21 protein-coding genes are annotated in these 23240 nt (G+C 48.4%); 15 read left to right on the forward strand and 6 right to left on the reverse strand.

Annotation, left to right across the window (positions count from 1 at the left end; all coding sequences use genetic code 11):
• Nucleotides 1-5: 5 nt before the first annotated feature.
• On the reverse strand, nucleotides 6-917 hold the full coding sequence (locus tag L9P87_RS15625) for a lysophospholipid acyltransferase family protein (RefSeq protein WP_237445694.1): 912 nt from the start codon (nucleotides 915-917) through the stop codon (nucleotides 6-8).
• A gap of 275 nt (nucleotides 918-1192) precedes the next feature.
• Between L9P87_RS15625 and glyQ the strand changes: the two genes are divergently transcribed.
• Genes glyQ through L9P87_RS15645 form a run of 4 tightly spaced genes read left to right on the forward strand, consistent with a single transcriptional unit; the run spans nucleotide 1193 to nucleotide 5542 of the window.
• Nucleotides 1193-2140, forward strand: coding sequence for a glycine--tRNA ligase subunit alpha (gene glyQ / locus L9P87_RS15630; protein WP_237445695.1), 948 nt, complete (start codon nucleotides 1193-1195; stop codon nucleotides 2138-2140).
• Nucleotides 2141-4231: a glycine--tRNA ligase subunit beta gene (gene glyS / locus L9P87_RS15635; protein WP_237445696.1), complete on the forward strand. Its 2091-nt coding sequence runs from the start codon at nucleotides 2141-2143 to the stop codon at nucleotides 4229-4231.
• Nucleotides 4231-4836 (forward strand): D-glycero-beta-D-manno-heptose 1,7-bisphosphate 7-phosphatase, encoded by a 606-nt coding sequence (gene gmhB, locus L9P87_RS15640; protein ID WP_237445697.1) that lies wholly within the window; start codon nucleotides 4231-4233, stop codon nucleotides 4834-4836. Before glyS ends, gmhB begins: the two co-directional genes overlap by 1 nt.
• The gene (locus L9P87_RS15645; RefSeq protein WP_237445698.1) at nucleotides 4808-5542 is read left to right on the forward strand and encodes a lysophospholipid acyltransferase family protein; all 735 of its coding nucleotides are present in this window, start codon (nucleotides 4808-4810) and stop codon (nucleotides 5540-5542) included. The genes gmhB and L9P87_RS15645 overlap by 29 nt, the downstream gene beginning before the upstream one ends.
• A 46-nt stretch (nucleotides 5543-5588) precedes the next feature.
• On the opposite strand, the gene L9P87_RS15650 is transcribed toward L9P87_RS15645, so the two are convergent.
• Nucleotides 5589-6050, reverse strand: coding sequence for an Lrp/AsnC family transcriptional regulator (locus L9P87_RS15650; RefSeq protein ID WP_237445699.1), 462 nt, complete (start codon nucleotides 6048-6050; stop codon nucleotides 5589-5591).
• 140 nt (nucleotides 6051-6190) lie between these two features.
• On the opposite strand from L9P87_RS15650, the gene L9P87_RS15655 reads away from it, so the two are divergent.
• Nucleotides 6191-6811, forward strand: coding sequence for a LysE family translocator (locus L9P87_RS15655; protein WP_237445700.1), 621 nt, complete (start codon nucleotides 6191-6193; stop codon nucleotides 6809-6811).
• Between the two features lie 63 nt (nucleotides 6812-6874).
• Here L9P87_RS15655 and gyrB read toward each other — a convergent pair whose 3' ends face one another.
• The 4 genes from gyrB to dnaA are packed head-to-tail and all read right to left on the reverse strand — an operon-like array spanning nucleotide 6875 to nucleotide 13222.
• The gene (gyrB, locus tag L9P87_RS15660) at nucleotides 6875-9289 is read right to left on the reverse strand and encodes a DNA topoisomerase (ATP-hydrolyzing) subunit B (protein WP_237445701.1); all 2415 of its coding nucleotides are present in this window, start codon (nucleotides 9287-9289) and stop codon (nucleotides 6875-6877) included.
• Nucleotides 9282-10406 carry a DNA replication/repair protein RecF gene (gene recF / locus L9P87_RS15665; RefSeq protein WP_237445702.1) on the reverse strand — a complete coding sequence of 375 codons (1125 nt, stop codon included), beginning with the start codon at nucleotides 10404-10406 and terminating at the stop codon, nucleotides 9282-9284. Before recF ends, gyrB begins: the two co-directional genes overlap by 8 nt.
• Nucleotides 10407-10455: 49 nt before the next feature.
• The gene (gene dnaN / locus L9P87_RS15670; RefSeq protein WP_237445703.1) at nucleotides 10456-11568 is read right to left on the reverse strand and encodes a DNA polymerase III subunit beta; all 1113 of its coding nucleotides are present in this window, start codon (nucleotides 11566-11568) and stop codon (nucleotides 10456-10458) included.
• Nucleotides 11569-11602: 34 nt separating this feature from the next.
• Entirely contained in the window at nucleotides 11603-13222 is a 1620-nt protein-coding gene (gene dnaA / locus L9P87_RS15675) for a chromosomal replication initiator protein DnaA (protein WP_237445704.1), read from the reverse strand.
• Nucleotides 13223-13659: 437 nt separating this feature from the next.
• On the opposite strand from dnaA, the gene rpmH reads away from it, so the two are divergent.
• The 10 genes from rpmH (at nucleotide 13660) to L9P87_RS15725 (ending at nucleotide 23238) form a co-directional block, all read left to right on the forward strand.
• Complete coding sequence (gene rpmH, locus L9P87_RS15680; RefSeq protein ID WP_083795524.1) at nucleotides 13660-13794, forward strand: 50S ribosomal protein L34; 135 nt, start codon at nucleotides 13660-13662, stop codon at nucleotides 13792-13794.
• Between the two features lie 23 nt (nucleotides 13795-13817).
• The gene (gene rnpA, locus L9P87_RS15685; RefSeq protein WP_237445705.1) at nucleotides 13818-14198 is read left to right on the forward strand and encodes a ribonuclease P protein component; all 381 of its coding nucleotides are present in this window, start codon (nucleotides 13818-13820) and stop codon (nucleotides 14196-14198) included.
• Between the two features lie 23 nt (nucleotides 14199-14221).
• Complete coding sequence (yidD, locus tag L9P87_RS15690) at nucleotides 14222-14509, forward strand: membrane protein insertion efficiency factor YidD (protein ID WP_237445706.1); 288 nt, start codon at nucleotides 14222-14224, stop codon at nucleotides 14507-14509.
• Between the two features lie 2 nt (nucleotides 14510-14511).
• Complete coding sequence (gene yidC / locus L9P87_RS15695) at nucleotides 14512-16203, forward strand: membrane protein insertase YidC (RefSeq protein WP_237445707.1); 1692 nt, start codon at nucleotides 14512-14514, stop codon at nucleotides 16201-16203.
• A 128-nt stretch (nucleotides 16204-16331) separates the two neighbouring features.
• A complete protein-coding gene (mnmE, locus tag L9P87_RS15700; protein ID WP_237445708.1) occupies nucleotides 16332-17708 on the forward strand; it encodes a tRNA uridine-5-carboxymethylaminomethyl(34) synthesis GTPase MnmE in 1377 nt (458 codons plus the stop codon).
• Nucleotides 17709-18313: 605 nt separating this feature from the next.
• Nucleotides 18314-20218 carry a tRNA uridine-5-carboxymethylaminomethyl(34) synthesis enzyme MnmG gene (mnmG, locus tag L9P87_RS15705; RefSeq protein ID WP_237445709.1) on the forward strand — a complete coding sequence of 635 codons (1905 nt, stop codon included), beginning with the start codon at nucleotides 18314-18316 and terminating at the stop codon, nucleotides 20216-20218.
• Nucleotides 20211-20840, forward strand: a complete 630-nt coding sequence (gene rsmG, locus L9P87_RS15710; RefSeq protein ID WP_237445710.1) for a 16S rRNA (guanine(527)-N(7))-methyltransferase RsmG — start codon at nucleotides 20211-20213, stop codon at nucleotides 20838-20840. Before mnmG ends, rsmG begins: the two co-directional genes overlap by 8 nt.
• Before the next feature lie 44 nt (nucleotides 20841-20884).
• Nucleotides 20885-21664, forward strand: coding sequence for a ParA family protein (locus L9P87_RS15715; RefSeq protein WP_237445711.1), 780 nt, complete (start codon nucleotides 20885-20887; stop codon nucleotides 21662-21664).
• A gap of 38 nt (nucleotides 21665-21702) precedes the next feature.
• Nucleotides 21703-22599, forward strand: coding sequence for a ParB/RepB/Spo0J family partition protein (locus tag L9P87_RS15720; RefSeq protein WP_237445712.1), 897 nt, complete (start codon nucleotides 21703-21705; stop codon nucleotides 22597-22599).
• 231 nt (nucleotides 22600-22830) lie between these two features.
• Nucleotides 22831-23238, forward strand: a complete 408-nt coding sequence (locus tag L9P87_RS15725; protein WP_237445713.1) for an ATP synthase subunit I — start codon at nucleotides 22831-22833, stop codon at nucleotides 23236-23238.
• Nucleotides 23239-23240 lie beyond the last annotated feature (2 nt).

Raw genomic sequence — 23240 nt, forward strand, 5'->3', positions numbered from 1 at the left:
TAAGACTACATTTTTTTGTAGAATCGTGGCTGTCCTTCCGGCTGCTTATTAAACCGTTTGTACTCCCACTGATATTGCTCTGGGCAATCCATCACACAGGCTTCAACCGAGCGATTCATCGCCGTCACCGACGTTAGTTGATCGTCGCTATAGATTTCAGGGTCTGGGTCTGTGAAGTTAACTTCATAGCCTTCGGCTACTCGCTTTGCGTACCCCATAACAACACGGCAATCATTCCGCTGAATCAGGCTGCTAATCAAGGTAATTGTCAGCGCATCGACACCAAAGAACGGGGCAAAACAACCACCACTAAGTTCGGGTTGTTGATCGGGCAAAATCCCTGTGGTGCCACCTTTCTTCAGCGCTTTCATCAACGCCATCACACCTTTCTTATTGGTCGGCACTGCGACAGTGCCAGATTTTTCTCGCGACTGCTTAATAATCCCCTCGAATATTGCTTGTTTTGGTGGCTGATAAAGACACATCATCTGACCAAACTCCGCCATATACAGGCCCAATACTTCCCAATTACCGAGATGAGGGGCCAACAATATAGTCGCTTTATCGCTGTTTACCGGGTCGGTAAATTTCTCCAGGCCATTAACCTTGACGATTTTATTGCGGGTTTTAGCCCATGGCCGGGCCCACACCTGCATAACCTCGGCGCCCAACATCCCCGTTTCAATCAGAGAGCGGCGTGTCATATCGAGCCGCTCTGGCTCCGGCATTTCAGGGAAGCACAGCTCAAGGTTTCTCATCGTGACTTGATAGGATCGACCCTGCTGGCGAAAAATTAAATAGCCCGCCGCCTTACCGATGGCGCGTAACAAAAACAACGGCAGAATACCGACCAGATTGAATACTAGGATGACTAATTTTGCTTTGAAGCTGTTATTTTCAGCCTGGCTCTCACTCATAAATTCCCCTCGGACTTTGCGCTGGAATTTTATAGCAAGCCACCTTGGCTTACAAACCACACAGACAATGAACCGCGGCCAATAACAGGGTATAATACGCGGCTTTGAATAATATCCCACAAGGCGACCGGAAATTAAGTGGTAAGCCATTGATTACAAAGGGTATTAATCAGCAGTTTTTGCGCTCAATTGCGCCATGACTCAGCAGGATTCAATAAACAGGGTATTTGCTCTGTTTCAACGACAACGTTTTTGACCAAAAATAGGTGGCTTAGGTGGCACAACAAACAGCCAATGCACAAACATTTCAGGGCCTTATTCTCGCCCTGCAGGAATTCTGGGCCAAACAGGGTTGCGTCGTACTGCAGCCATTGGATATGGAGGTCGGCGCTGGCACCTTCCACTGGGGTACGTTTCTTCGTGCCATCGGTCCGGAAACCTGGAATGCCGCCTATGTTCAACCCAGCCGTCGCCCCACCGATGGACGCTACGGCGAGAACCCAAATCGTCTGCAGCACTACTATCAGTTTCAGGTCGTGATGAAGCCAAGCCCTGAGAATATTCAGGAGCTGTATCTTGAATCATTACAGGCGCTGGGTATCGACACCGATGTCCACGATGTTCGCTTTGTCGAAGACAACTGGGAATCGCCGACGCTGGGTGCGTGGGGGCTTGGCTGGGAAGTCTGGCTCAACGGCATGGAAGTCACTCAGTTCACCTATTTCCAACAGGTGGGCGGTATTGAATGCTTTCCCGTCACCGGCGAAATCACCTACGGACTCGAGCGTATCGCCATGTATTTGCAGGGCGTCGACAGTGTCTACGACCTAGTCTGGACACACGGCCCCGATGGCCCCGTGACCTACGGCGATATTTATCACCAAAACGAAGTCGAGCAGTCGACCTATAACTTCGAGCATGCCAATGTCGACTTCATGTTTACTGCCTTCGACGAGTCCGAGGCTGCCTGTCAGCGACTCATAGAAGAAGGTTTAGCATTGCCGGCCTACGAGCACGTTCTCAAAGCCTCACATTATTTCAACCTACTCGATGCCAGACATGCGATCTCGGTCACCGAGAGGCAACGCTTTATTTTGCGCGTGCGCACACTGTCCCGCGCCGTTGCCGAAACCTATTTAGCCAGCCGTGCAAAACTCGGCTTCCCACTCGCACCCGATGATTTACGCGAGCAAGTACTGGCCCAACTGGCGGAGATTAAGTAAATGACAACTCAGGATTTTCTTGTTGAACTTGGCACCGAAGAGTTGCCGCCAAAAAATCTTAAGAAGCTTGGCCTTAGCTTTAAAGACTCGATCACCAAAAGCTTGGCCGACGCCAAGCTCGGCTACAGCGAACTCCAGTGGTTTGCTGCCCCTCGCCGCCTTGCCGTATTGGTTAAAGACTTACAGCAGTCCCAAGATGACATTGTCGAAGAGAAACTCGGCCCCAATGTGAAGGCTGCCTTCGATGCCGACGGTAATCCTACCAAAGCAGCGCAGGGTTTTGCCCGCGGCCTCGGTGTTGAGGTCTCTGAGCTTGGTCGTAAAGAGACGACCAAGGGCGAGCAGCTGGCCTACAGTCAATCGATCAAGGGTCGTGCCAGTGTTGAGTTGTTGCCGGAATTTATCGGCAGCGCTTTGAAAAACCTCCCCATAGCCAAGCGCATGCGTTGGGGCGCCAGCCGTACCGAATTTGTCCGACCCGTACAGTGGCTGGTAATGCTTAACGGTAGCGATGTTATCGATTGTGAAATTCTTGGTAAACAGGCTGGCAACCAGAGTCGTGGTCACCGCTTCATGTGTAAAGAGGCCTTGACCATCGACTGCGCCGGCAACTACCCGAGTATTATGCTTGAGCAGGGTAAGGTTGTTGCTGATTATCAGCAGCGTCAGCAGATCATCGTCGAGGAAGTTCAGAAGCAGGCTGATATTCTTGGTGCCCATGCCGTTGTTGAACCGTCGCTACTCGATGAGGTCACCGGCTTGGTGGAGTGGCCGGTGGCTTTAACCGGTAAGTTTGAAGACAGCTTTCTCGCCATTCCACGTGAGGCATTGATTTCATCGATGGCCGAACATCAGAAGTATTTCCATGTGGTTGATAATAACGGCGACCTAAAACCTAACTTTATCTTTATGTCGAACCTGGTTTCTAAGGACCCGAGTCAAATCATCGACGGTAACGAGCGAGTCATTCGTCCACGCCTAAGTGATGCCGACTTCTTTTTTAAGACTGATTTAAAGTCTAATCAAGAAGAGCGCTGTCAACGCCTCAAGCCTGTGGTCTTTCAGGCCAAGCTGGGCAGTGTTTGGGATAAGACCCAGCGTATTGCTGCCTTGGCCGCCACTATCAGCAAGCTGATTGGCGGTAACCCGGCTGATGCCGAGCGCGCCGGTCAATTGTGCAAGGCCGATTTGGTCTCTGATATGGTGTCTGAGTTCTCTGATATGCAGGGCATTGCCGGCTATCACTATGCCTTGGCTGACGGCGAGAACAACGAAGTCGCCATGGCTATGGTTGAGCAATATCTACCCAAGGGAGCCAGCGCTGCGCTTCCTACCACGTTAACGGGTAATGCCGTGGCCTTGGCCGATCGTCTCGATACGCTGGTTGGCATCTTCGGCATCAACCAGCCACCGACAGGCTCAAAAGACCCCTTTGCACTTCGTCGCGCCGCTCTCGGAGTAATTCGTATCATCGAAGAGGGTCGCTTTGTTAACATCGACCTCAATCAGCTAATCGAACAAGCGGTTGTCGGCTATGGAGATAAACTGGCCAACCAAGCCACCGCCAGCGATGTTATTCACTTTATTTTTGATCGCTATCGCGCCATTTATCAAGATGCAGGGATCAGTACTGAGACTGTGATTGCAGTACAGAATGTACTGCAGCAAGCTGGCCAGATTCACAACCCGGCTGATTTTGCCTTACGCGTGGCTGCCGTCGAGAGTTTCCGCTCTATGGAGGCTGCCGATGCGTTAGCAAGCGCCAACAAACGTATTAAGAACATTTTGGCAAAGCAGCAGGGTAATCCTGCCAGCAGCGTCGATCTGGCGCTGCTCTCTGACGCCAGCGAAACAGCACTCAATCAGCAGCTAAATGCGCTTGCCGAGCAGGTGCCTGCGCTCTGCAGCCAACGTGACTATACCGCGGCATTAGCGTTGTTAGCTGGCCTCAAAGACAGTGTTGATAACTTCTTTGAGTCAGTGATGGTGATGGACGAGGATCAGGCTGTTCGCGCCAACCGCCTCAGCCTGCTGTCTCAGTTGATCGGCCTGTTTGGTCAAATCGCCGACATCTCTGAGCTGCAAGCTTAATGTTTGACTGCAGCTCACTTGGCATCCCCAAGGTAGTCATTCTTGACCGCGACGGGGTGATCAACCATGACAGCGATGCCTATATCAAATCTGCCGAAGAATGGTTGCCCATTCCCGGTAGCATTGAGGCGATAGGTCGGTTATGTCAGGCGGGGTACCAGGTTTATATTGCCACCAACCAATCAGGCATTGGGCGTGGTTATTATGGCCTGACTGAGCTGCAACAGATGCACGATAAGATGCAACAGCTACTGGATGAAGTAGGCGGAAACATTGCCGCCATTGAGTTTTGTCCGCACGGCCCTGATGAGGGCTGCCATTGTCGCAAGCCCCTGGCCGGCATGATCGAGAATATCGAGCAACACATGGGTTGCAGTGCTCATCAGGTACCTCTTATCGGCGACAGCCTGCGTGACCTAGAGGCAGGATTGTTACGTCAGTGTCAGCCCGTACTCGTTAAAACAGGCAAGGGCGACAAAACACTTAAAAAAATAATCAATAATGAGCTGTGGGCAGAGCTCCCTGTGTACGACAACCTCAGCGACGTTGTCGACGCCTTATTAACCGGTGAATTTTATGCATCAACAAATCACGCTGGGGCTTAAGCTTCGGTCGATTATTTTCTATTTGGGCTCAGGCCTCAGCGCCCTCTGGTTTGGTACCACAGGAATGATTTTCTTTGGTCTATTACCCTTTAATATACGCCGTCAATACCTGTTGTTATGGAATCGCTTTGTCTGCTGGTGGCTAAAGATAACCTGCGGCATTGATCACCAAATTATTGGCGCAGAGAATATCAGCCATGACGTTGCTGTCGTTTTATCCAAGCACCAAAGTTCGCTGGAAACCATTTATTTGCAATTGATGTTTCAGCCGCTATCGACCATTTTGAAACGAGAATTATTGCGCATCCCTGGTTTTGGCTGGGGGCTGAGCTTGCTCAAGCCAATCGCCATAGACCGGGGCAATCCACGCCAAGCTTTGCGACAGGTAATGGATACCGGCAAGGAGCGATTGGCTGAGGGTATTTCGGTGCTAATATTTCCCGAGGGTACGCGTACGGCGCCTGGTAGCACGGCCAAACACGCTAAGAGCGGCTCTGCACTTGCCGTTGCCGCCGCTGTGCCAGTCATTCCTGTTGCCCATAATGCCGGTGAATTTTGGCCTAATAATAGCTTTGTTAAATTTCCCGGTACGGTTGTTATCTCGGTCGGTGAGAGAATAGAGAGCACCGGCAAGACGGCAGAGCAGCTAAAGGAAGAGGTTCGTCTATGGATAGACAGTGAAAGCGAGGCCATCGCTCAGCGCTGAAGCCCTTAATCCTGTCAAAACCGGCCCAGGCCGGTTTTTTTGTCGCTTAAACGGGCAGGGCAGTGGTGTACTTGATGGTCTCCATGGCAAAGCTTGAGGTCACCTTGGTTATGCCGTCCACCTTCTCCATCAGCTGCTTATAAAACCGGTCAAAGGCTTGAATATCTTTCACCTGAATCCGCAGCATATAATCGAACTCTCCCGTCATCCGATACACCTCCATCACCTCATCAAAATCGCTGACCACCTCAGTAAAACCATCAATCCAACGGTTGCTATGGTTGACGATTGCCAAGGTCATAAACACCGATGTTGGTAACTGTGCCTTCTCAGGATTTACCAAGGCCACGCGCTTAGCGATGATTTTCTCATCCTCTAAACGCTTCACTCGCTTCCAACAGGGGGTTGTCGACAGGTTGACCTTCTCTGCTAATGCAGCCAAAGAAATGGTCGCATCCTGCTGCAGCAAGTTTAAAATTTTTCTATCTACCTTATCTAGAGCAATCATTTCTCTAATCCATACTTTTTATAGAATATTAATCTCTTTGCTTCTAAATTACACCCATTTTAAGAAAATTAATTCTACGGCATCAATCTTACAATAGCGCTTCTGATTACTGCTTATCATAAGATTGTTGGAACAATATCATGTTGGATTTAACGACTATCACAACGTTGCTGGCCGCAGCCTCGTTCTCTTTTGCCGCCTCTGTCAGCCCTGGCATCAATACTTTGATGCTGGCTAATTGTGGAGCCAACCATGGCTTTAGTCGTACCATTCCTATGTTACTGGGTTGCAACATAGGCCTTTGTCTCATGTTGATTCTTGTTGCCTTTGGCGCGGGGCAATTGTTTGTGTTGTTTCCCTGGTTGGATCGGGCATTGTTGTATTTCTGTACCGCGTACTTATTGTATCTCTGTATTCAACTATTGAAGACCAGCAAACCGCAGACAGAGGAGGGCACCAGCACTTCACCTATTGGCTTCCTACAGGCGACCTCGATACAGGTGATCAACCCTGGTATTTGGATGCTGGCGGTCGCCGCGATGGGCTTTACCACCCAGATAGACAGCGGCTCCACCATGGCTGCTATCATCATCTGTGCCGTTATTACCGCAGTAAACCTGCCTGCCATTGCCATCTGGGCAGTATCCGGCTCGGCAATCAAGAAATGGCTTCATTGCCCGCTAAAACTCAAAACGTTTAATACTGTTTTGTCGTTGCTAACCTTTGCAACCATTCCCATGCTTTGGCTTAATATTCACTGAATTTCAGACACAAAAAAGCCGCTACGGAAGCTTTTCAGTAGCGGCTTTTTTTATTTGAACAATCTACACGTCGAGGTTGGCGACACGCAGAGCATTTTGCTCGATGAACTCACGTCTGGGCTCAACCTGATCCCCCATCAGCGTGGTAAATATCTGATCGGCAGCAATGGCGTCTTCAATATTCACACACAACATACGACGAACATCGGGATCCATGGTGGTTTCCCAAAGCTGCTCTGGGTTCATCTCACCCAACCCTTTATAACGCTGGATGTTATAGCCACGCTTGGCTTCTTTCATCAACCACTCGATAGCGTCTTCGATATTACTCACCTCGAGTAATTTTTCACCGCGTTTTATGTATGCGCCGTCCTCTAACAAGCCATCGAGCTTATTTCCCAGCGCCAGGATTGCCTTGTAGTCGTTCGAGCTAAAGAAGTCCTGATTAAAGCTGTAAGTAGTTGGCAGACCGTGAGCCGTAATAGTGACCTGTGGTAACCACAACTCGCGCTCAGGATCCTTAACAGCCAACACCTCGTAGCGGTTAGCACCACTGCGCGTATCAATATCCAGCTTCGATTTTAGGCCGGTACACCATTGATTGACCAGTGATTGGCTCGATAGGGCTGCGGCTGTCAGCGCATCATATTCAACCAATTCGCGCAGTACTTCAGGCGGATATAACTTAGACAAGCGATCAATCAAGGCTGCCACGCTGCGGAACTCACTGATTAAGTCATTTAACGCAGCCCCTGAGATGCCAGGTGCTTCGGCGTTTACATGAAGACTGGCACTGTCCAAGGCACTCTGTGTCATGAAGCTGCTCATCGCTTCTTCATCTTTGAGATACTGCTCCTGCTTACCCTTGGCGATCTTATACAACGGTGGCTGAGCAATGAAAATGTGACCGTTTTCGATTAACTCAGGCATCTGACGGAAGAAGAAGGTAAGCAATAATGTACGGATATGCGATCCATCCACATCGGCATCGGTCATGATGACGATTGAGTGATAGCGTAGCTTTTCGACATTGAACTCGTCTTTACCGATGCCACAACCTAACGCCGTCACAATGGTGCCAACTTCCGCTGAGGAGAGCATCTTATCAAAGCGCGCTTTTTCAACGTTAAGAATTTTACCTTTTAATGGCAAAATCGCCTGATACTTTCTGTTTCTGCCCTGTTTGGCGCTGCCACCAGCAGAGTCACCCTCCACTAGGTAAACTTCTGATAATGAAGGATCTTTTTCTTGGCAGTCGGCCAACTTACCTGGTAATCCTGCGATATCGAGAGCACCTTTGCGGCGTGTCATCTCGCGTGCTTTACGTGCAGCTTCCCTGGCCCGAGCGGCATCGAGCATCTTTTGCACGACTTGCTTCGCCTCATTGGGGTTTTCTACCAGGTAATCGCCAAACTTATTACTCATGGCGTTTTCAACTGCACCCTTAACTTCTGACGAGACTAATTTGTCCTTGGTCTGCGAGGAGAACTTAGGGTCAGGGACCTTGACGGAGACGATTGCAGTTAAGCCTTCACGCGCATCATCACCAGAGGTACTGACCTTGGCTTTCTTAGCCAAACCTTCACGCTCTATATAAGCATTTAAATTACGGGTGAGGGCGCTTCTGAAGCCCGCTAGGTGGGTACCACCATCACGCTGCGGGATGTTATTGGTGTAACAATGAATACTTTCTTGATAGGAGTCATTCCATTGCAATGCAACCTCAACACCAACGCCCTCTACCTCGTGGGTAAAGTGGAATATTTTGTTAACCGTGGTTTTGTTTTGGTTAAGATAGTCAACAAAGGCACTCAAGCCACCATCGTACTTAAAGGTCTCTTCCTTTGCGCTTCGCTCGTCTCTGAGAACAATACAGACGCCAGAGTTCAGGAAGGACAGTTCTCGTAAACGCTTGGCCAACTGCTCAAACACAAATTCTATATTGGTAAATGTCTCCGAAGAGGCCATAAACGTTACTTCGGTACCCGAGCGCGTAGTTTCACCGACGACTGTTAGTGGCGCCTGTGGCACACCATGTACATATTGTTGTTCGTGTACTTTGCCATTACGGCGAATTGTCATCTTAAGGGATTCTGACAAGGCGTTAACCACCGATACACCAACACCGTGTAAGCCGCCAGAAACCTTGTAAGTATTATCATCAAACTTACCGCCCGCATGCAGCACCGTCATGATAACCTCAGCGGCGGAGACGCCTTCTTCATGGATATCGGTTGGAATACCACGGCCATCATCTTCTACGGTGATCGATTCATCAGGGTGTATTGTGACCGTTATCTGTTCACAGTGTCCGGCCAAGGCTTCATCAATCGAGTTATCGACAATTTCAAACACCATATGATGCAAGCCGCTACCGTCGTCAGTATCACCGATATACATACCTGGACGCTTACGAACGGCATCTAAGCCTTTTAATACCTTAATACTGGACGAATCGTAGTTTGTTTCTTCAGTCATTACTGTCTCCGCATATACCTTCTTCTGAAGGCTCAGGCTTCACGCTTCCTTGTTCCACGTGAAACACTTGTAAATCTTTCGCCTTATCGAAACAACCGACGATACTCGCCTTGTCGATACAGGTTATAAAAACCTGGGCACCTTGTTCTACAAATAAATCACAGACAGCCTGCCTGTGATTACTGTCAATCTCGGCAGGCAGGTCATCTAATAAATAAATACAGTGATGACTCTTGCTCTGCTTGTAGTGCAACCCTTGGGCTATTTTTAACGCCGCCGCCACAATCTTTTGCTGGCCGCGAGAGAGTAAACTTGACGCCTCGACACCTTGATGCCGAATTTTAATATCTGCCCTATGGGGGCCATACTGCGTATAACCAAGCTGTGTATCGCGTTCGACGGTGGTGGTTAGCACATTGGATAAATCGATCTGACTATCCCAACCTCGTCGGTACTCAAGCTGAATATCAGTGCACTCTGTTAACCGTGCCAATACTTGATTAAAAACCAATACAAACTCATTAAAATACCGCTCACGGCAGTTATCTATAGTAACAGCGTAACGCGATAATTCCTCGTTCCAAATAGCCAGTTGTGCGTTATTTATACCAGAGCCCTGTCTTAGCAACGAGTTTCTCTGCTTAAGACAGCGCTGGTAAGCTCGCCAAGCGTCAAAAAACGAGTGTTCCACGTGGAACACTCCCCAGTCTAAAAACTGCCTACGCACCTTAGAGCTACCATCCAGCAAACTGAAAATATTCGCATCCATGACCAACACAGGAAATATACCGGCCAACTGAGACACGGTGCGAACAGTTTCACCATCAATACGGATCAACGGCTCCCCTTTTAGAGAGCGCTGAATACCCACATTGCGGGTTATGCCATCACTGCTATGAAACTGTGCATGGACTGTTAAGCTCTGCTGACCTCTTTTAACAACAGGCCTGACAATATTCTGCCGGAAAGATCGCGCCAACGCGACCATATGTATCGCCTCTAAAACACTGGTTTTACCACTGCCGTTGGCGCCATAAAGCAGATTAATCTGCTTAAAAGGCGCCAATGTCTGTTGCTCAATATTTCGGATATTGTTGATATAAAGCTGATTAAACAACAGTCGCACCCATCAACAAACGACACCGCTTAATAACAATAGCCACGACTTACAAACGCATTGGCATGATGACATAAAGCGCATCACACAATTCGTTGGCCACAGATTCTTCAATCTTGGCCGAGCTATTAGCGTCAACCAACGACAATTTGACATGGGCACAGTTGAGGACGGTTAATACATCCAAGATATAACTGACATTGAAACCGATCTCGATTGGCGCGCCGTTATACTCCAGACTGACAACCTCTTCAGCCTCTTCCTGTTCAGGGTTGTTGGCAACAATATTAACTGTATCAGAGGCCAGTTTTAAACGGACACCGCGATACTTTTCATTTGACAAGATCGCTACACGAGACAACGCTTGCTTGAGCTCAGCTCTGTCAGCATTAGCAATATTAATCGCCCCCTGGGGCAGCACTCGCTGATAATCAGGGAATTTGCCATCAACCAATTTAGTGGTGAAGGTGAAGTCCGCCGTCTTCGCTCGCAGGTGATTATCACCGAGCGTGAGCTCAATCTCGTCATCCTCACTCATGAGCAAACGAGCCATCTCCAGCACCCCCTTACGAGGCAGGATAACTTGCCGATCAATCTCGACATCGAGGCTGCGCTTCAAGGTACACATGGCCAGCCGGTGCCCATCTGTGGAAACAGCCTTGAAAACATTATCCTTTAACTCCCACAGCATGCCATTAAGATAATAGCGAACATCCTGCTGAGCCATGGCAAAAGCTGTTGATTCAATTAACTTTTTCAACTCGCCCTGGGTTAAAGTAAATTGGGTGTTACCCGGCTCATCATCGATAGAGGGAAAATCAGTAGCCGATAGTGTTGATAGGGTGAAACGACTGCGGCCACTCTTAACGATGGCGCGCTGGCCATCAACGGCAAAATCAACCACGGCACCATCTGGCAAAGACTTGCAGATATCCACCAGCTTCTTGGCAGGCACTGTTACCTGTCCATCTACAAAGGCTGCATCGAGATGAACACGACCATCTAACTCAACCTCAAGATCGGTACCGGTTAGGGACAAGACGCCATTTTCGATACGCAGCAATACGTTGGATAAAATAGGTAGAGTTTGACGGCGCTCAACTACACCGGCCACTAAATTCAGTGGCTGCAATAAAGCTTCACGGGTAATAGTAAATTTCATGAGATTTTTATAGTCCTCGTGTCAGTAGGCACAATTAAGTAGTAAGTGAACGTAAAAGGTTTTGATAATCTTCCTGAATATCGTTATCAGCACCACGTAGTTCTTTAATCTTTCTGCAAGCATGCAAAACAGTTGTGTGGTCACGACCACCAAAGCCATCACCTATTTCAGGCAGAGAGTGGTTGGTTAATTCTTTCGATAAAGCCATGGCCATCTGCCTCGGCCTGGCAATAGAGCGAGTGCGACGCTTTGATAGAAGGTCGGCAATTTTTATCTTGTAGTATTCAGCAACAGTGCGCTGAATATTATCGATACTGACCTGCTTATCCTGCAGTGCTAATAAGTCCTTTAAAGACTCCTTGATCAGTGTGATATCTATTTTACGGGCGGTGAAATGCGCGTTAGCAATAACCCGCTTTAAGGCACCTTCAAGCTCTCGTACATTGGAGCGAATACGCTGAGCGATGAAAAACGCTGCCTCTGGTGGCAAATCAACCTTGGCCTGCTCCGCCTTCTTCATTAATATGGCAACCCGCGTTTCCAGCTCAGGTGGCTCTACCGCCACTGTCAGCCCCCAGCCAAAACGAGACTTCAACCTCTCCTCTAAGCCTTTGATTTCTTTCGGGTATCTATCACAGGTCAAAATCATTTGCTGCCCCCCCTCAAGCAGCGCATTAAAGGTATGGAAAAACTCCTCCTGAGAACGGTCTTTACCAGCAAAGAATTGAATATCATCGATCAGCAACGCATCGACGGAGCGATAAAAGCGCTTAAATTCGGTGATTGCATTTAATTGCAGCGCCTTGACCATATCTGCGACAAAACGCTCTGAATTTAGATACACCACCTTGGCATCGGGGTTTTTCTCAATAATGGCATTGCCAACGGCGTGCATCAGGTGAGTCTTACCCAAGCCGACGCCACCGTACAAGAATAATGGGTTGTATGATCCACCCGGGTTCTCTGCCACTTGCGAGGCTGCTGCCCTGGCAAGCTGATTCGATTTACCCTCAACAAAAGTGTCGAAGGTGTAGTGCTCAACCAGATAACTTTTATGTTTTAAGCCGCCCTCAACCTCGACCTTACGACCGCCGGTGCTGATTTTAGGTTGCCCGATAATCGCGGGGGCAACAGGCACAGGAATAGTGTCACCAGACCCTGGCGGCGAGGTAAACAGCTGCCCCTGCTGGGCTGACGCATTAGCTTCAGGCTCTGCTGGCGCGGCCACTGTGTCAGGCTGTCGGCGTCTTGGTGGCGGGGGGGGCATAGGGCTGGGACGATGCTGAGAGTCGGCCTCTGACGATGGGGCACTCGATGTAAAACTCGGCCTCGGGTCAGTCTGCGCATATCGATTAGAGCTTCGTGTTGTTGCCCGACGTCGACGACCGGTAAATTTGGGTATAGCCGCCGCCTGCCCACCAATTTCAACCAAGACATTACCGATGGCTCCATCGCTGATATCGCCAACCAACTGAGTGATTCGTGATAAAAACTTATCGCTGACCCACTCTTTGACAAAACGATTAGGTGCCAATAGACACAATTCGCTACTGGTTGACTCTGCTTGTAATGGTTTTATCCAAGTATGAAACTGTTGCGAGGACAACTCTTCCTCGAGCACAGCTAGACTTTGGTGCCAAACATCTACCGGCAATGTAAATTCCCTTGCGTAAATAACAACCTACGCGACTAAAAAATTAAAATTCAGCCAAATACTTTAGCAGATGACACCCCCCTTATCCACAACATTCACAAGCTATTAACAAGTATTTATTTCCCTTTCTATTCAATAAGTTAAGATATTAAATCATGGCTTGCAATGGTATTAATATCGCGGCCTGCAAAATCAATAATGACGCCGACACAAACACACCGTGTGGATAGATTGTTAACAACCGGATGTTGACAAAAAAATCGGCATTTAGACGTCTTTAACCATAATAATCGTTGTAATCATTGAGCAAATTCAATACAATTCGCCGTCTTTAAATCCGGTCAGATTATCTGATCAATAATTGAACAATATGTTGTTGGCTAAACAATGTTTTTTGTTCGTTTAATTCAGCAACTTAATATAGAAAGGGTGACGTCATGAAACGTACTTTTCAACCTAGCGTACTAAAGCGTAAGCGCACCCACGGTTTCCGTTCACGTATGGCTACTAAAAGCGGTCGCGCTTTGATCAACCGTCGTCGTGCGAAAGGCCGTAAGCGCTTAGCCGCTTAATATAGTAATAGGCACCAGCAATCGTGGCAGCTTGCCCTGAGAAAACCTACGGGTTTGGTAGAGAACTACGATTGCTAACCGCTTTAGACTATAAAACTGTTTTCGACGACGCTCAGTTAAAAGTGGCCTGCCCACAATTGCTGATTCTAGCGCGTCGAAGCAGCTCCCCCCGCCCACGCCTGGGCCTGATCATCGCCAAAAAAAATGTTAAACTTGCCTGCACACGCAACCGCTTGAAACGTTTACTGCGCGAAAGCTTTCGTCATCAACAACACCAACTGCCCGAGCTGGATATTGTCGTCATGGCTAGACGCGGTCTTGCTGATATGGACAACTCACAGGTTCACAAGTTAATCGACAAACAATGGAAACGCCTCTGTAAGCGTACCGCTCAATCCACTTAGAAATTTAACGAAGAAAACATGCTATGAAAAAAATAGCGTTATTATTTATTAAATTTTATCAGTATGTCATCAGCCCAATCATCGGGCCAAGATGTCGTTTCTATCCCACTTGCTCAGAATATGCACAACAGGCCATAGAAGATTATGGTGCAGTGAAGGGATCTTTTTTAGCAATTAAACGGATATTACGTTGCCACCCGTTCCATGAAGGTGGTTGTGACCCCGTCCCACCTGTACAATGTTCTCCATCTGAAGACTCTTGTAGTAAAGAGACGTCATCACCCACTCACTCATCAACGAATCACGACTAGCTATGGATTTTATTCGATACGGTCTTATTGCGGCCATTGCAGCCATAGGCATTATGCTTATGAACGAATGGGTACAATTTTCAGACCAAAAACAAACCGAAGTAGCTTCCGCTCGCAGCAGCCAAGCTATTATTGATACGCCGACAAATGCCAGCGTGCCGACAATTGTGCAACCCAGCAACAGCGAAGAGATCCCCTCTGCTGTTCCCTCAGCGGAACCGCAGGCAGTCGAAGCTGTTACTCTACCGGCACAGCAGCAGAGCCGTTACACCTCAGTAACCACCGATGTCTTTAATGTTGTGATTGATCAGCACGGTGGTGATATTGTCTCGGTCTCCCTGCTCAATCACCTCGAAACACAGGGTGAAAACGGCAAGCCCTTCCTACTACTAGAACGAACAGCGCAGCGTACCTACGTCGCCCAAAGTGGTTTGATCGGTCAAAATGCCACCGATACTAACAAGGGTCGCCCCATGTTTAGCTCTGCACAATCGAGCTACGACCTAGGCAGTGCCGACCAACTGAATGTCGACCTAACCTTGAACCAAGACGGTGTGTTGATCACCAAACGTTTCAGCTTTAACCGTGATAGCTACCTGGTCAATGTCGATTACCTGATTGATAACCAAACTAGCAACAGCTGGAACGCCACGCTTTATGCACAGCTTAAGCGTGACAACTCTGTCGACCCGGGTGCCAACTCTTCAGGCATGGGTATGGCACCATTCCTCGGTGCAGCCACTCGTACCAATGATGACAAGTTCCTCAAGTTTACCTTCAGCAAGATGAAGGACGAGAAATTCAGTGCCGACGTCACCAATGGCTGGTTATCGATTGTTCAACACTACTTCATCAGCGCATGGATTCCACCGGCTGAGGGTGAATTTAAATTCACCACACTGGTTACCCGCGACAATATGAACATCATTCGCTTCAGTGGTGAGAACACAACGGTAGCACCTGGCCAGCAGGGTACTATCAGCTCTTCTTTCTATGCTGGTCCCAAGGATCAACCCACCCTGGCAGCTATTGCCCCCGGCTTAGATCTTACCGTCGATTACGGTTGGTTATGGATGGTAGCGCAGCCGCTGTTCAAGGCGTTGATTTTTATTCATGACATCGTTGGTAACTGGGGCTTTTCAATTATCGTCCTGACTATCTTCATTAAACTGTTGTTCTTTAAACTCTCTGCTGCCAGCTATAAATCGATGGCGCGAATGCGTAAATTTGCCCCTAAAATGGCGCAAATTAAAGAGCAGTACGGTGATGATCGCCAGAAGACATCACAGGCAATGATGGAGCTTTACAAGAAAGAGAAAATAAACCCTCTCGGAGGCTGCTTACCGATATTGATTCAGATGCCGGTATTTATCGCGCTGTATTGGGTTTTGATGGAAAGTGTCGAACTGCGTCACGCACCTTGGATATTGTGGATCCACGATCTCTCGGCGATGGACCCATACTATATATTGCCGGTATTGATGGTCGCCAGTATGTGGTTCCAGCAGACGTTGAATCCACCGCCACCGGATCCGATGCAGGCAAAAATCATGAAAATGATGCCATTTATGTTTGGTATCTTCTTCCTCTGGTTCCCGGCTGGTCTGGTTCTTTACTGGGTGGTAAACAACACCTTGTCGATTGCCCAGCAGTGGTATATAACCAAGAAGATTGAGTCAGGCGAAATCAGCTAGCCTCACTCAGCATAAAAAGCCGCCGTAAAGCGGCTTTTTTTATACAACAAGGAAACAGAGCGGCTGATTTTAACGATGAAAACGACTAATATTCAGCCATTAATATGCCGAACTACCGATGACAGACTATGACTACAGCCCTCGACAACGACACCATTGCAGCACTGGCAACAGCACCAGGACGTGGCGGTGTTGGTATCATTCGCATTTCCGGCCCCAAGGCCAAGGCCATTGCACAACAGATGAGCGATAGTCCGCTGACCCCACGCTATGCACATTACGGCAGTTTTTACGAAGTTATTCACCACACTAAGCAGCCCCTTGATCAAGGGTTAACATTGTATTTTCCCGGGCCAAACTCCTTTACCGGTGAGGATGTCGTCGAACTACAGGGGCATGGCGGCCCCGTCATTCTCGACTGCCTGTTGCGAGAAGTTATTAGCCATGGCGCACGTTTAGCTCGTCCAGGTGAATTTTCTGAACGCGCCTATCTTAACGATAAGATTGACTTAGCCCAGGCCGAGGCCATAGCCGATTTGATTGACTCGGCCTCAGAACAAGCGGCACGTGGCGCTTTAAGATCCCTGCAAGGTGAGTTCTCTCAACGTATCAACACCCTGTTGCAAAGCCTGATCAATCTTCGTATCTATGTCGAAGCAGCCATCGACTTCCCCGAAGAGGAAATTGATTTCCTCGCCGACGGTAAGGTTGCTAACGACTTAGCCTCTGTGCAAAAAAACCTTACCGAGGTTATGCAGCAGGCCAGGCAGGGCAGTTTATTAAGTGAAGGCATGACCGTAGTCATTGCCGGCAAACCCAATGCAGGTAAATCAAGCTTACTCAATAGCTTGTCAGGCAAGGAAAGCGCCATCGTCACCGATATTGCCGGAACCACACGGGACGTGTTACGGGAGCAGATACAGATTGACGGCATGCCTCTTCATATTATCGATACAGCCGGGCTGCGTGAAAGCGCCGATGTGGTTGAGCAAATAGGCATCGACCGCGCCTGGTCAGAAATTGAAAAAGCCGACCGAGTCTTACTCGTTGTCGACAGTACCGACACCGAAGAGACAGACCCTCACCGCCTCTGGCCAGACTTTTTCGACAAGCTACCAGACAGCTTAAAAGTCACGGTGATTCAAAACAAATGCGACCTGAGCAATATGGCGGCAGAGCTTCACAGTGGCGATAATACTGTGATTAGGCTGTCTGCCAAGGACGGCATTGGTATCGAGCTGCTACGAGACCACTTGAAACAAATCATGGGCTTCCAAGCAGGTGGCGAGGGCAGTTTTACTGCCAGACGCCGACACATCACCGCATTAAATACCGCAGAACAATACTTACAAACAGGCGCGGATCAACTGCTTGGCTACGGTGCTGGTGAACTATTAGCAGAAGATTTACGCCTGGCACAGAATGCTATCGGTGAAATCACCGGCCAATTTACCCCTGACGACCTACTGGGGAAAATATTCTCCAGCTTCTGTATCGGTAAATAGTCTTACCGGTAAAGCCCGCCTGCTTGATCCACAGTGCTAACACGGATGTTGTGCACTGACTTATACTCAAAACTGACAACTTACCCTCGCCTTACCCACACACTATCAATAACTTAATGAATTAATATAGATCCCCATTATTAGTACAGACCTTGTTAACAACACAGCTGTGAGTAAACCAAGAACAACATGTATACAAAGAGAGAAAAATACTTATCCTTTTTTTCACTAGGGTTTGCTGTGCACAAGAGGTGATTATTTATAGGATGAAAACAGGCTGAAAATAGAAAAATTAGGGCTGACTGTATAACTCAGGTATTTATCCAGTGCTTATCCGATAACTATAGACCGCTAATACAAGCATTTACGACCGACTTATAAATCACCTAAATATTTGATTTAAATGATTAAAAAACAGTTACCCAGTGAAGTTGGCGCCCTTAATAATAGTAATAATAAAAAGAAAATATATATATAAGATATATGTATAGATATTTAATTAAAGATTAAGAGATTTAATAGAAAGCTAGTTTTGCTCAATAACCAATAACTCCTTATAATTGCCACTCTTTGAAAATCATCGCTAACTAAGCAGGTTAATTACAATGGACTACCCAGAACGTTACGGCGTAATCGTCATCGGTGGCGGGCACGCAGGTACAGAGGCCGCTCTTGCTTCTGCCAGAATGGGTGTCAAAACATTGTTATTAACCCATAACATTGAAACCCTAGGAATGATGTCTTGTAACCCGGCCATTGGTGGGATTGGCAAGAGTCATCTGGTAAAGGAAATTGACGCCCTCGGTGGGGCCATGGCAACGGCAACGGATTTTGGTGGTATTCAGTTTCGTGTATTAAATCAACGCAAAGGCCCGGCAGTAAGGGCTACTCGGGCCCAAGCTGACCGCGCACTGTATCGAGCGGCGATTCGAAACATCCTTGAAAACCAGCCAAACTTACAAATATTTCAACAGTCAGCTGATGATTTAATTGTTGAGGGAGATAACGTTCGTGGTGTTGTCACCAATACTGGTATTCGTTTCCATGGTGACACCGTCGTCTTAACTGCTGGCACCTTTCTCGGCGGAGTGATTCACGTTGGCATGCAAAACAGCAGCGGCGGCCGAGCGGGAGATCCACCGTCAATAGCCTTGGCCCACAGACTGCGTGAACTGCCATTTAGCTTCGACCGATTGAAGACAGGTACGCCACCACGAATCGACGCCAAAACTGTCGATTTTTCTGAATTGCAGGAGCAGTGGGGGGATAAGCCCGATCCGGTAATGTCCTACCTAGGGCATGTCAGTCAGCATCCTGAGCAGGTGTGTTGCTGGATTACTCATACCAATGAGAAAACCCACGATATTATCCGAGGTGGCCTCGATCGCTCGCCGATGTACTCCGGTGTCATCGAAGGTGTTGGACCCCGTTACTGTCCTTCGGTAGAGGATAAGATTCATCGCTTTGCCGATAAGAATTCACATCAAATATTTATCGAACCGGAAGGGCTTAATACCCATGAGTTATACCCCAATGGTATATCTACCAGCCTACCGTTTGATGTACAGATTAACTTAGTTCGCTCGATTAAAGGCTTTGAAAATGCCCATATTACGCGGCCGGGCTACGCCATCGAGTATGACTACTTCAATCCGCAAGAATTGAAATTTAACCTTGAAACCAAACACATGAACGGCCTGTTCTTTGCCGGTCAGATTAACGGTACCACCGGTTATGAAGAGGCCGGTGCGCAGGGCTTGCTAGCCGGTTCTAATGCCGCTTTGATGTCACAGGGGAAGGAGGGCTGGTGCCCACGTCGCGATGAGGCTTATCTCGGTGTGCTGGTCGATGATTTGATCAGTATGGGAACAAAAGAACCCTACCGCATGTTTACCAGTCGTGCGGAATATCGCCTGCTGTTACGTGAGGATAACGCCGACTTACGCCTGACGGAGAAGGGCCGTGAGTTGGGCTTGGTCGACGATGTCCGTTGGGCCGCTTTCTGCGAGAAGCGTGAGGCTATCGAGCGCGAATCTACCCGTCTGAGCCAAACCTGGGTGCATCCCAAGGTCGAGAATATCGAACAGGTCAATAATACCCTAGGTCAGCCACTGACACGGGAATACTCTCTGCTGGAATTATTGCGCCGCCCCAACTTAAGTTATCAACAGGTCGTCGAGCTCGCCGATAACACGGTGGTAGATCCACAGGTTGCTGAGCAGGTTGAAATACAGGTGAAGTATGCCGGTTATATTGAGCGTCAGCAGGAAGAGATTACTCGTCTGCGTCGTTATGAGAACACTGAATTACCTGAATCCTTTGATTATCATGGGGTTGAAGGTCTTTCGAACGAAATGAAGCAGAAGCTGACAGAGGCTAGACCAACCTCTCTGGCGCGGGCCTCGAGAATACCTGGCGTCACACCTGCTGCCCTATCGCTGTTGTTGGTGTACCTAAAAAAACAAGGCCATCTGGTCAAGGCTCAAGCTGGGGATCAGGCGGTTGGATAAACAGTTACGGCAACAGTTAGAGTCAGGTATTAACGGCCTAAATCTCGACTTACCCACAACCACGGTCGATCAGCTGATGGCATATCTGCAGTTACTGATGAAGTGGAATAAGGCCTATAACCTGACGGCTATTAGAAACCCTGTAGAGATGGTGGATAAGCACATCTTAGACAGTCTTTCGATGGTGCCTTTTATCCATAGGCAGCGCAATCTTGATGTCGGTACTGGCGCAGGATTACCCGGCATGATCTTGGCGATAGTCTACCCCGACCTTGACTTCACTCTGCTCGATACCAACGGTAAAAAAACACGTTTTTTGGTGCAGGCCAAGGCCGAGCTAAAACTGGCTAATGTGACGGTAGAGAATCGCCGCGTTGAAACCTGGCATCCCGAGGAGTTATTCGACGTTGTTATGTCTCGAGCTTTTAGCTCGATTGAAGACATGGTCAACTGGAGTCATCACCTGTTATTGCCCGATGGCAGTTTTATGTTGATGAAAGGTGTTCATCCCAGTGATGAACTCGACAGTCTTCCCAAAGGCTTTGAATTGTTAACAAGTGAATATTTAAACGTTCCAGGGCTTGACGGCGAGCGCCACCTATTAGAGATTAAACGTTCGTAAAAATTTGTACCGTATCACCGGTTCTCAATCATAAGGATTTTCACTTGGCTCGAATCATTGCCATTTCCAACCAGAAAGGCGGCGTCGGTAAAACCACGACGACGATTAACTTAGCCGCCTCCTTGGCTGCGAGTCAGCAGCGAGTCTTGCTGGTTGATCTAGACCCTCAGGGCAATGCCACCATGGGTTGTGGTATCGATAAGGCCGAGGTTGAGCACTCTGTTTACGATGTTCTTGTCGATAAAATGCCGATATCACAAGCGAAACGGTTCTCAGAAGCTGCCGAGATGGATATATTGGCATCGAATGCCGATGTTACCGCGGCAGAGGTCGAGCTGTTATCTGTCGATGATAAAGAGAAGCGTTTGTACAATGCGCTGATGGCAGTAAACAACGATTACGACTTCGTGATTATCGATTGCCCACCGAGCTTAAACATGTTGACGCTAAATGGCCTTGTTGCGGCCGATGGTGTCATCATCCCAATGCAGTGCGAATATTATGCCCTAGAAGGGTTGTCTGCACTGTTGCAAACCATTGAGCAGATTCGCGATGTAATCAATCCACGGTTGGCGATAGAAGGGGTTATTCGTACCATGTATGACCCCCGTATGAGCTTAACCACCGATGTGTCTGCGCAGCTTACTGAGCATTTTGGCAGTTTAGTTTATCGTACTGTCATCCCTAGAAACGTGCGGTTAGCCGAGGCTCCCAGCTATGGTCTGCCGGCGCTTAAATATGACCGTTTATCGAAGGGAGCTGTGGCGTATATGGCGATGGCGAGAGAGTTACTGCGACGTCGAGAAAAGCAGCAGGCCGCATAGAGCCAGCCCCCGTGACCAATAACAATTAGGCTTCCCCGATGGCAAAGAAATTTGGTGGTTTAGGTAAAAACCTAAACGCCTTGATGAAAGACAGTAAAACAGCGGCAATTATTCACGCCGACAGTGAGATACCCACAGCGTCGGCGGCGACGGAAATCGTCGACGGTAGTTTGAAAAAATTACCTATTGAGTGGATAGAGCGCGGTAAGTATCAGCCCCGCCGAGACATGAACCCTCAAGCGCTGGAAGAGCTGGCCGAGTCGATTAAGGCGCAGGGTATCATGCAGCCTATTGTGGTTCGCCCCATTGGCACGCAGCGCTATGAAATCATTGCCGGTGAGCGACGCTGGCGTGCCACGCAGTTGGCGGGGTTGGCCACCATCCCGGCGCTGATTCGAGAGGTACCGGACGAGGCCGCCATTGCGATGGCGTTGATCGAGAATATTCAGCGCGAAAACCTGAACCCTGTCGAGGAGGCGGTGGCATTTCAGCGGCTGCGCGATGAATTTGGTCTGACTCAGCAAGAGGTCGCTGACTCGGTGGGTAAATCACGGGCTGCGGTGGCCAATCTATTGCGTCTATTAACCCTTCGCGATGATGTCAAAACCCTGCTTGAGCACGGGGATCTCGAAATGGGGCATGCCCGAGCTATATTGGCCTTAGACAACGAGCAGCAAGCAATAGCCGCCCAGCAAGTTGTCAGCAAGGGGATGAGCGTTAGACAAACGGAAGCCTTGGTTCGCAGTATGTTAGCCGGAAGTAATACCTCGGATACAGCGACGGCTAACGCCGATATTATGCGCCTGGAAGAATCGTTGTCGGAAAAGGTCGGTGTACCTGTCACGATACAGCATGGGGCGAAGGGAAAGGGTAAGTTAGTGTTGAAATATAACAGCCTGGATGAACTCGATGGTATTCTGGCGCACATTAAGTAAAATTACTTACCAATCAATAGATTGTGATGCTATGTAAGTGTTTGTTAAGTATTTATTGGTGTCTCATTTATTAAATGAATAACCGTTAACACGATAAACTACTATCGGGCTAACGGTTTATATTGAACCTAGGGGCGATTGTTTCTATAATCCGACGCCGCTAGTAGTTGGAAAACACGTGGGTGTTAACAACTGTTTGGTATAAAAGAGTCGTTTTTAGAGGGCGTAGTCATGCAATCATCACCCGCACGTCGCGGTGCAGCGATTGCCCGGCCACCCATTCTGAAGATTTTTTTGCTAGAAACAGCGTTTCTTTTACTGCTTACCGCAGCCACATTATGGTTATGGGGAGTTGAAGCGTCTATTTCAATGCTTTTAGGTGGATTAACTGCGATTATCCCGCAGCTGTATTTTGCCTATCAAGCATTCCGCTTTTCTGGAGCAAAGATGACTCGGCAAGTTTCTCAGGCGTTTTATCGCGGTGAAGCAGGTAAATTTAGTTTAAATTTCCTGATGTTTGCCGCGATTTTTATGCTTGTTGATAAAGTGAATGTGTTTGCATTGTTTGCCGGCTTCACATTACTGCAAATAGGCAATTGGGTGGGTGCTGCAGCTATGCTATCGCAGCGCTCTAAATAATG

It is taken from the genome of Sinobacterium norvegicum (assembly GCF_923077115.1).
GTDB classification, from domain to species: domain Bacteria; phylum Pseudomonadota; class Gammaproteobacteria; order Pseudomonadales; family Sinobacteriaceae; genus Sinobacterium; species Sinobacterium norvegicum.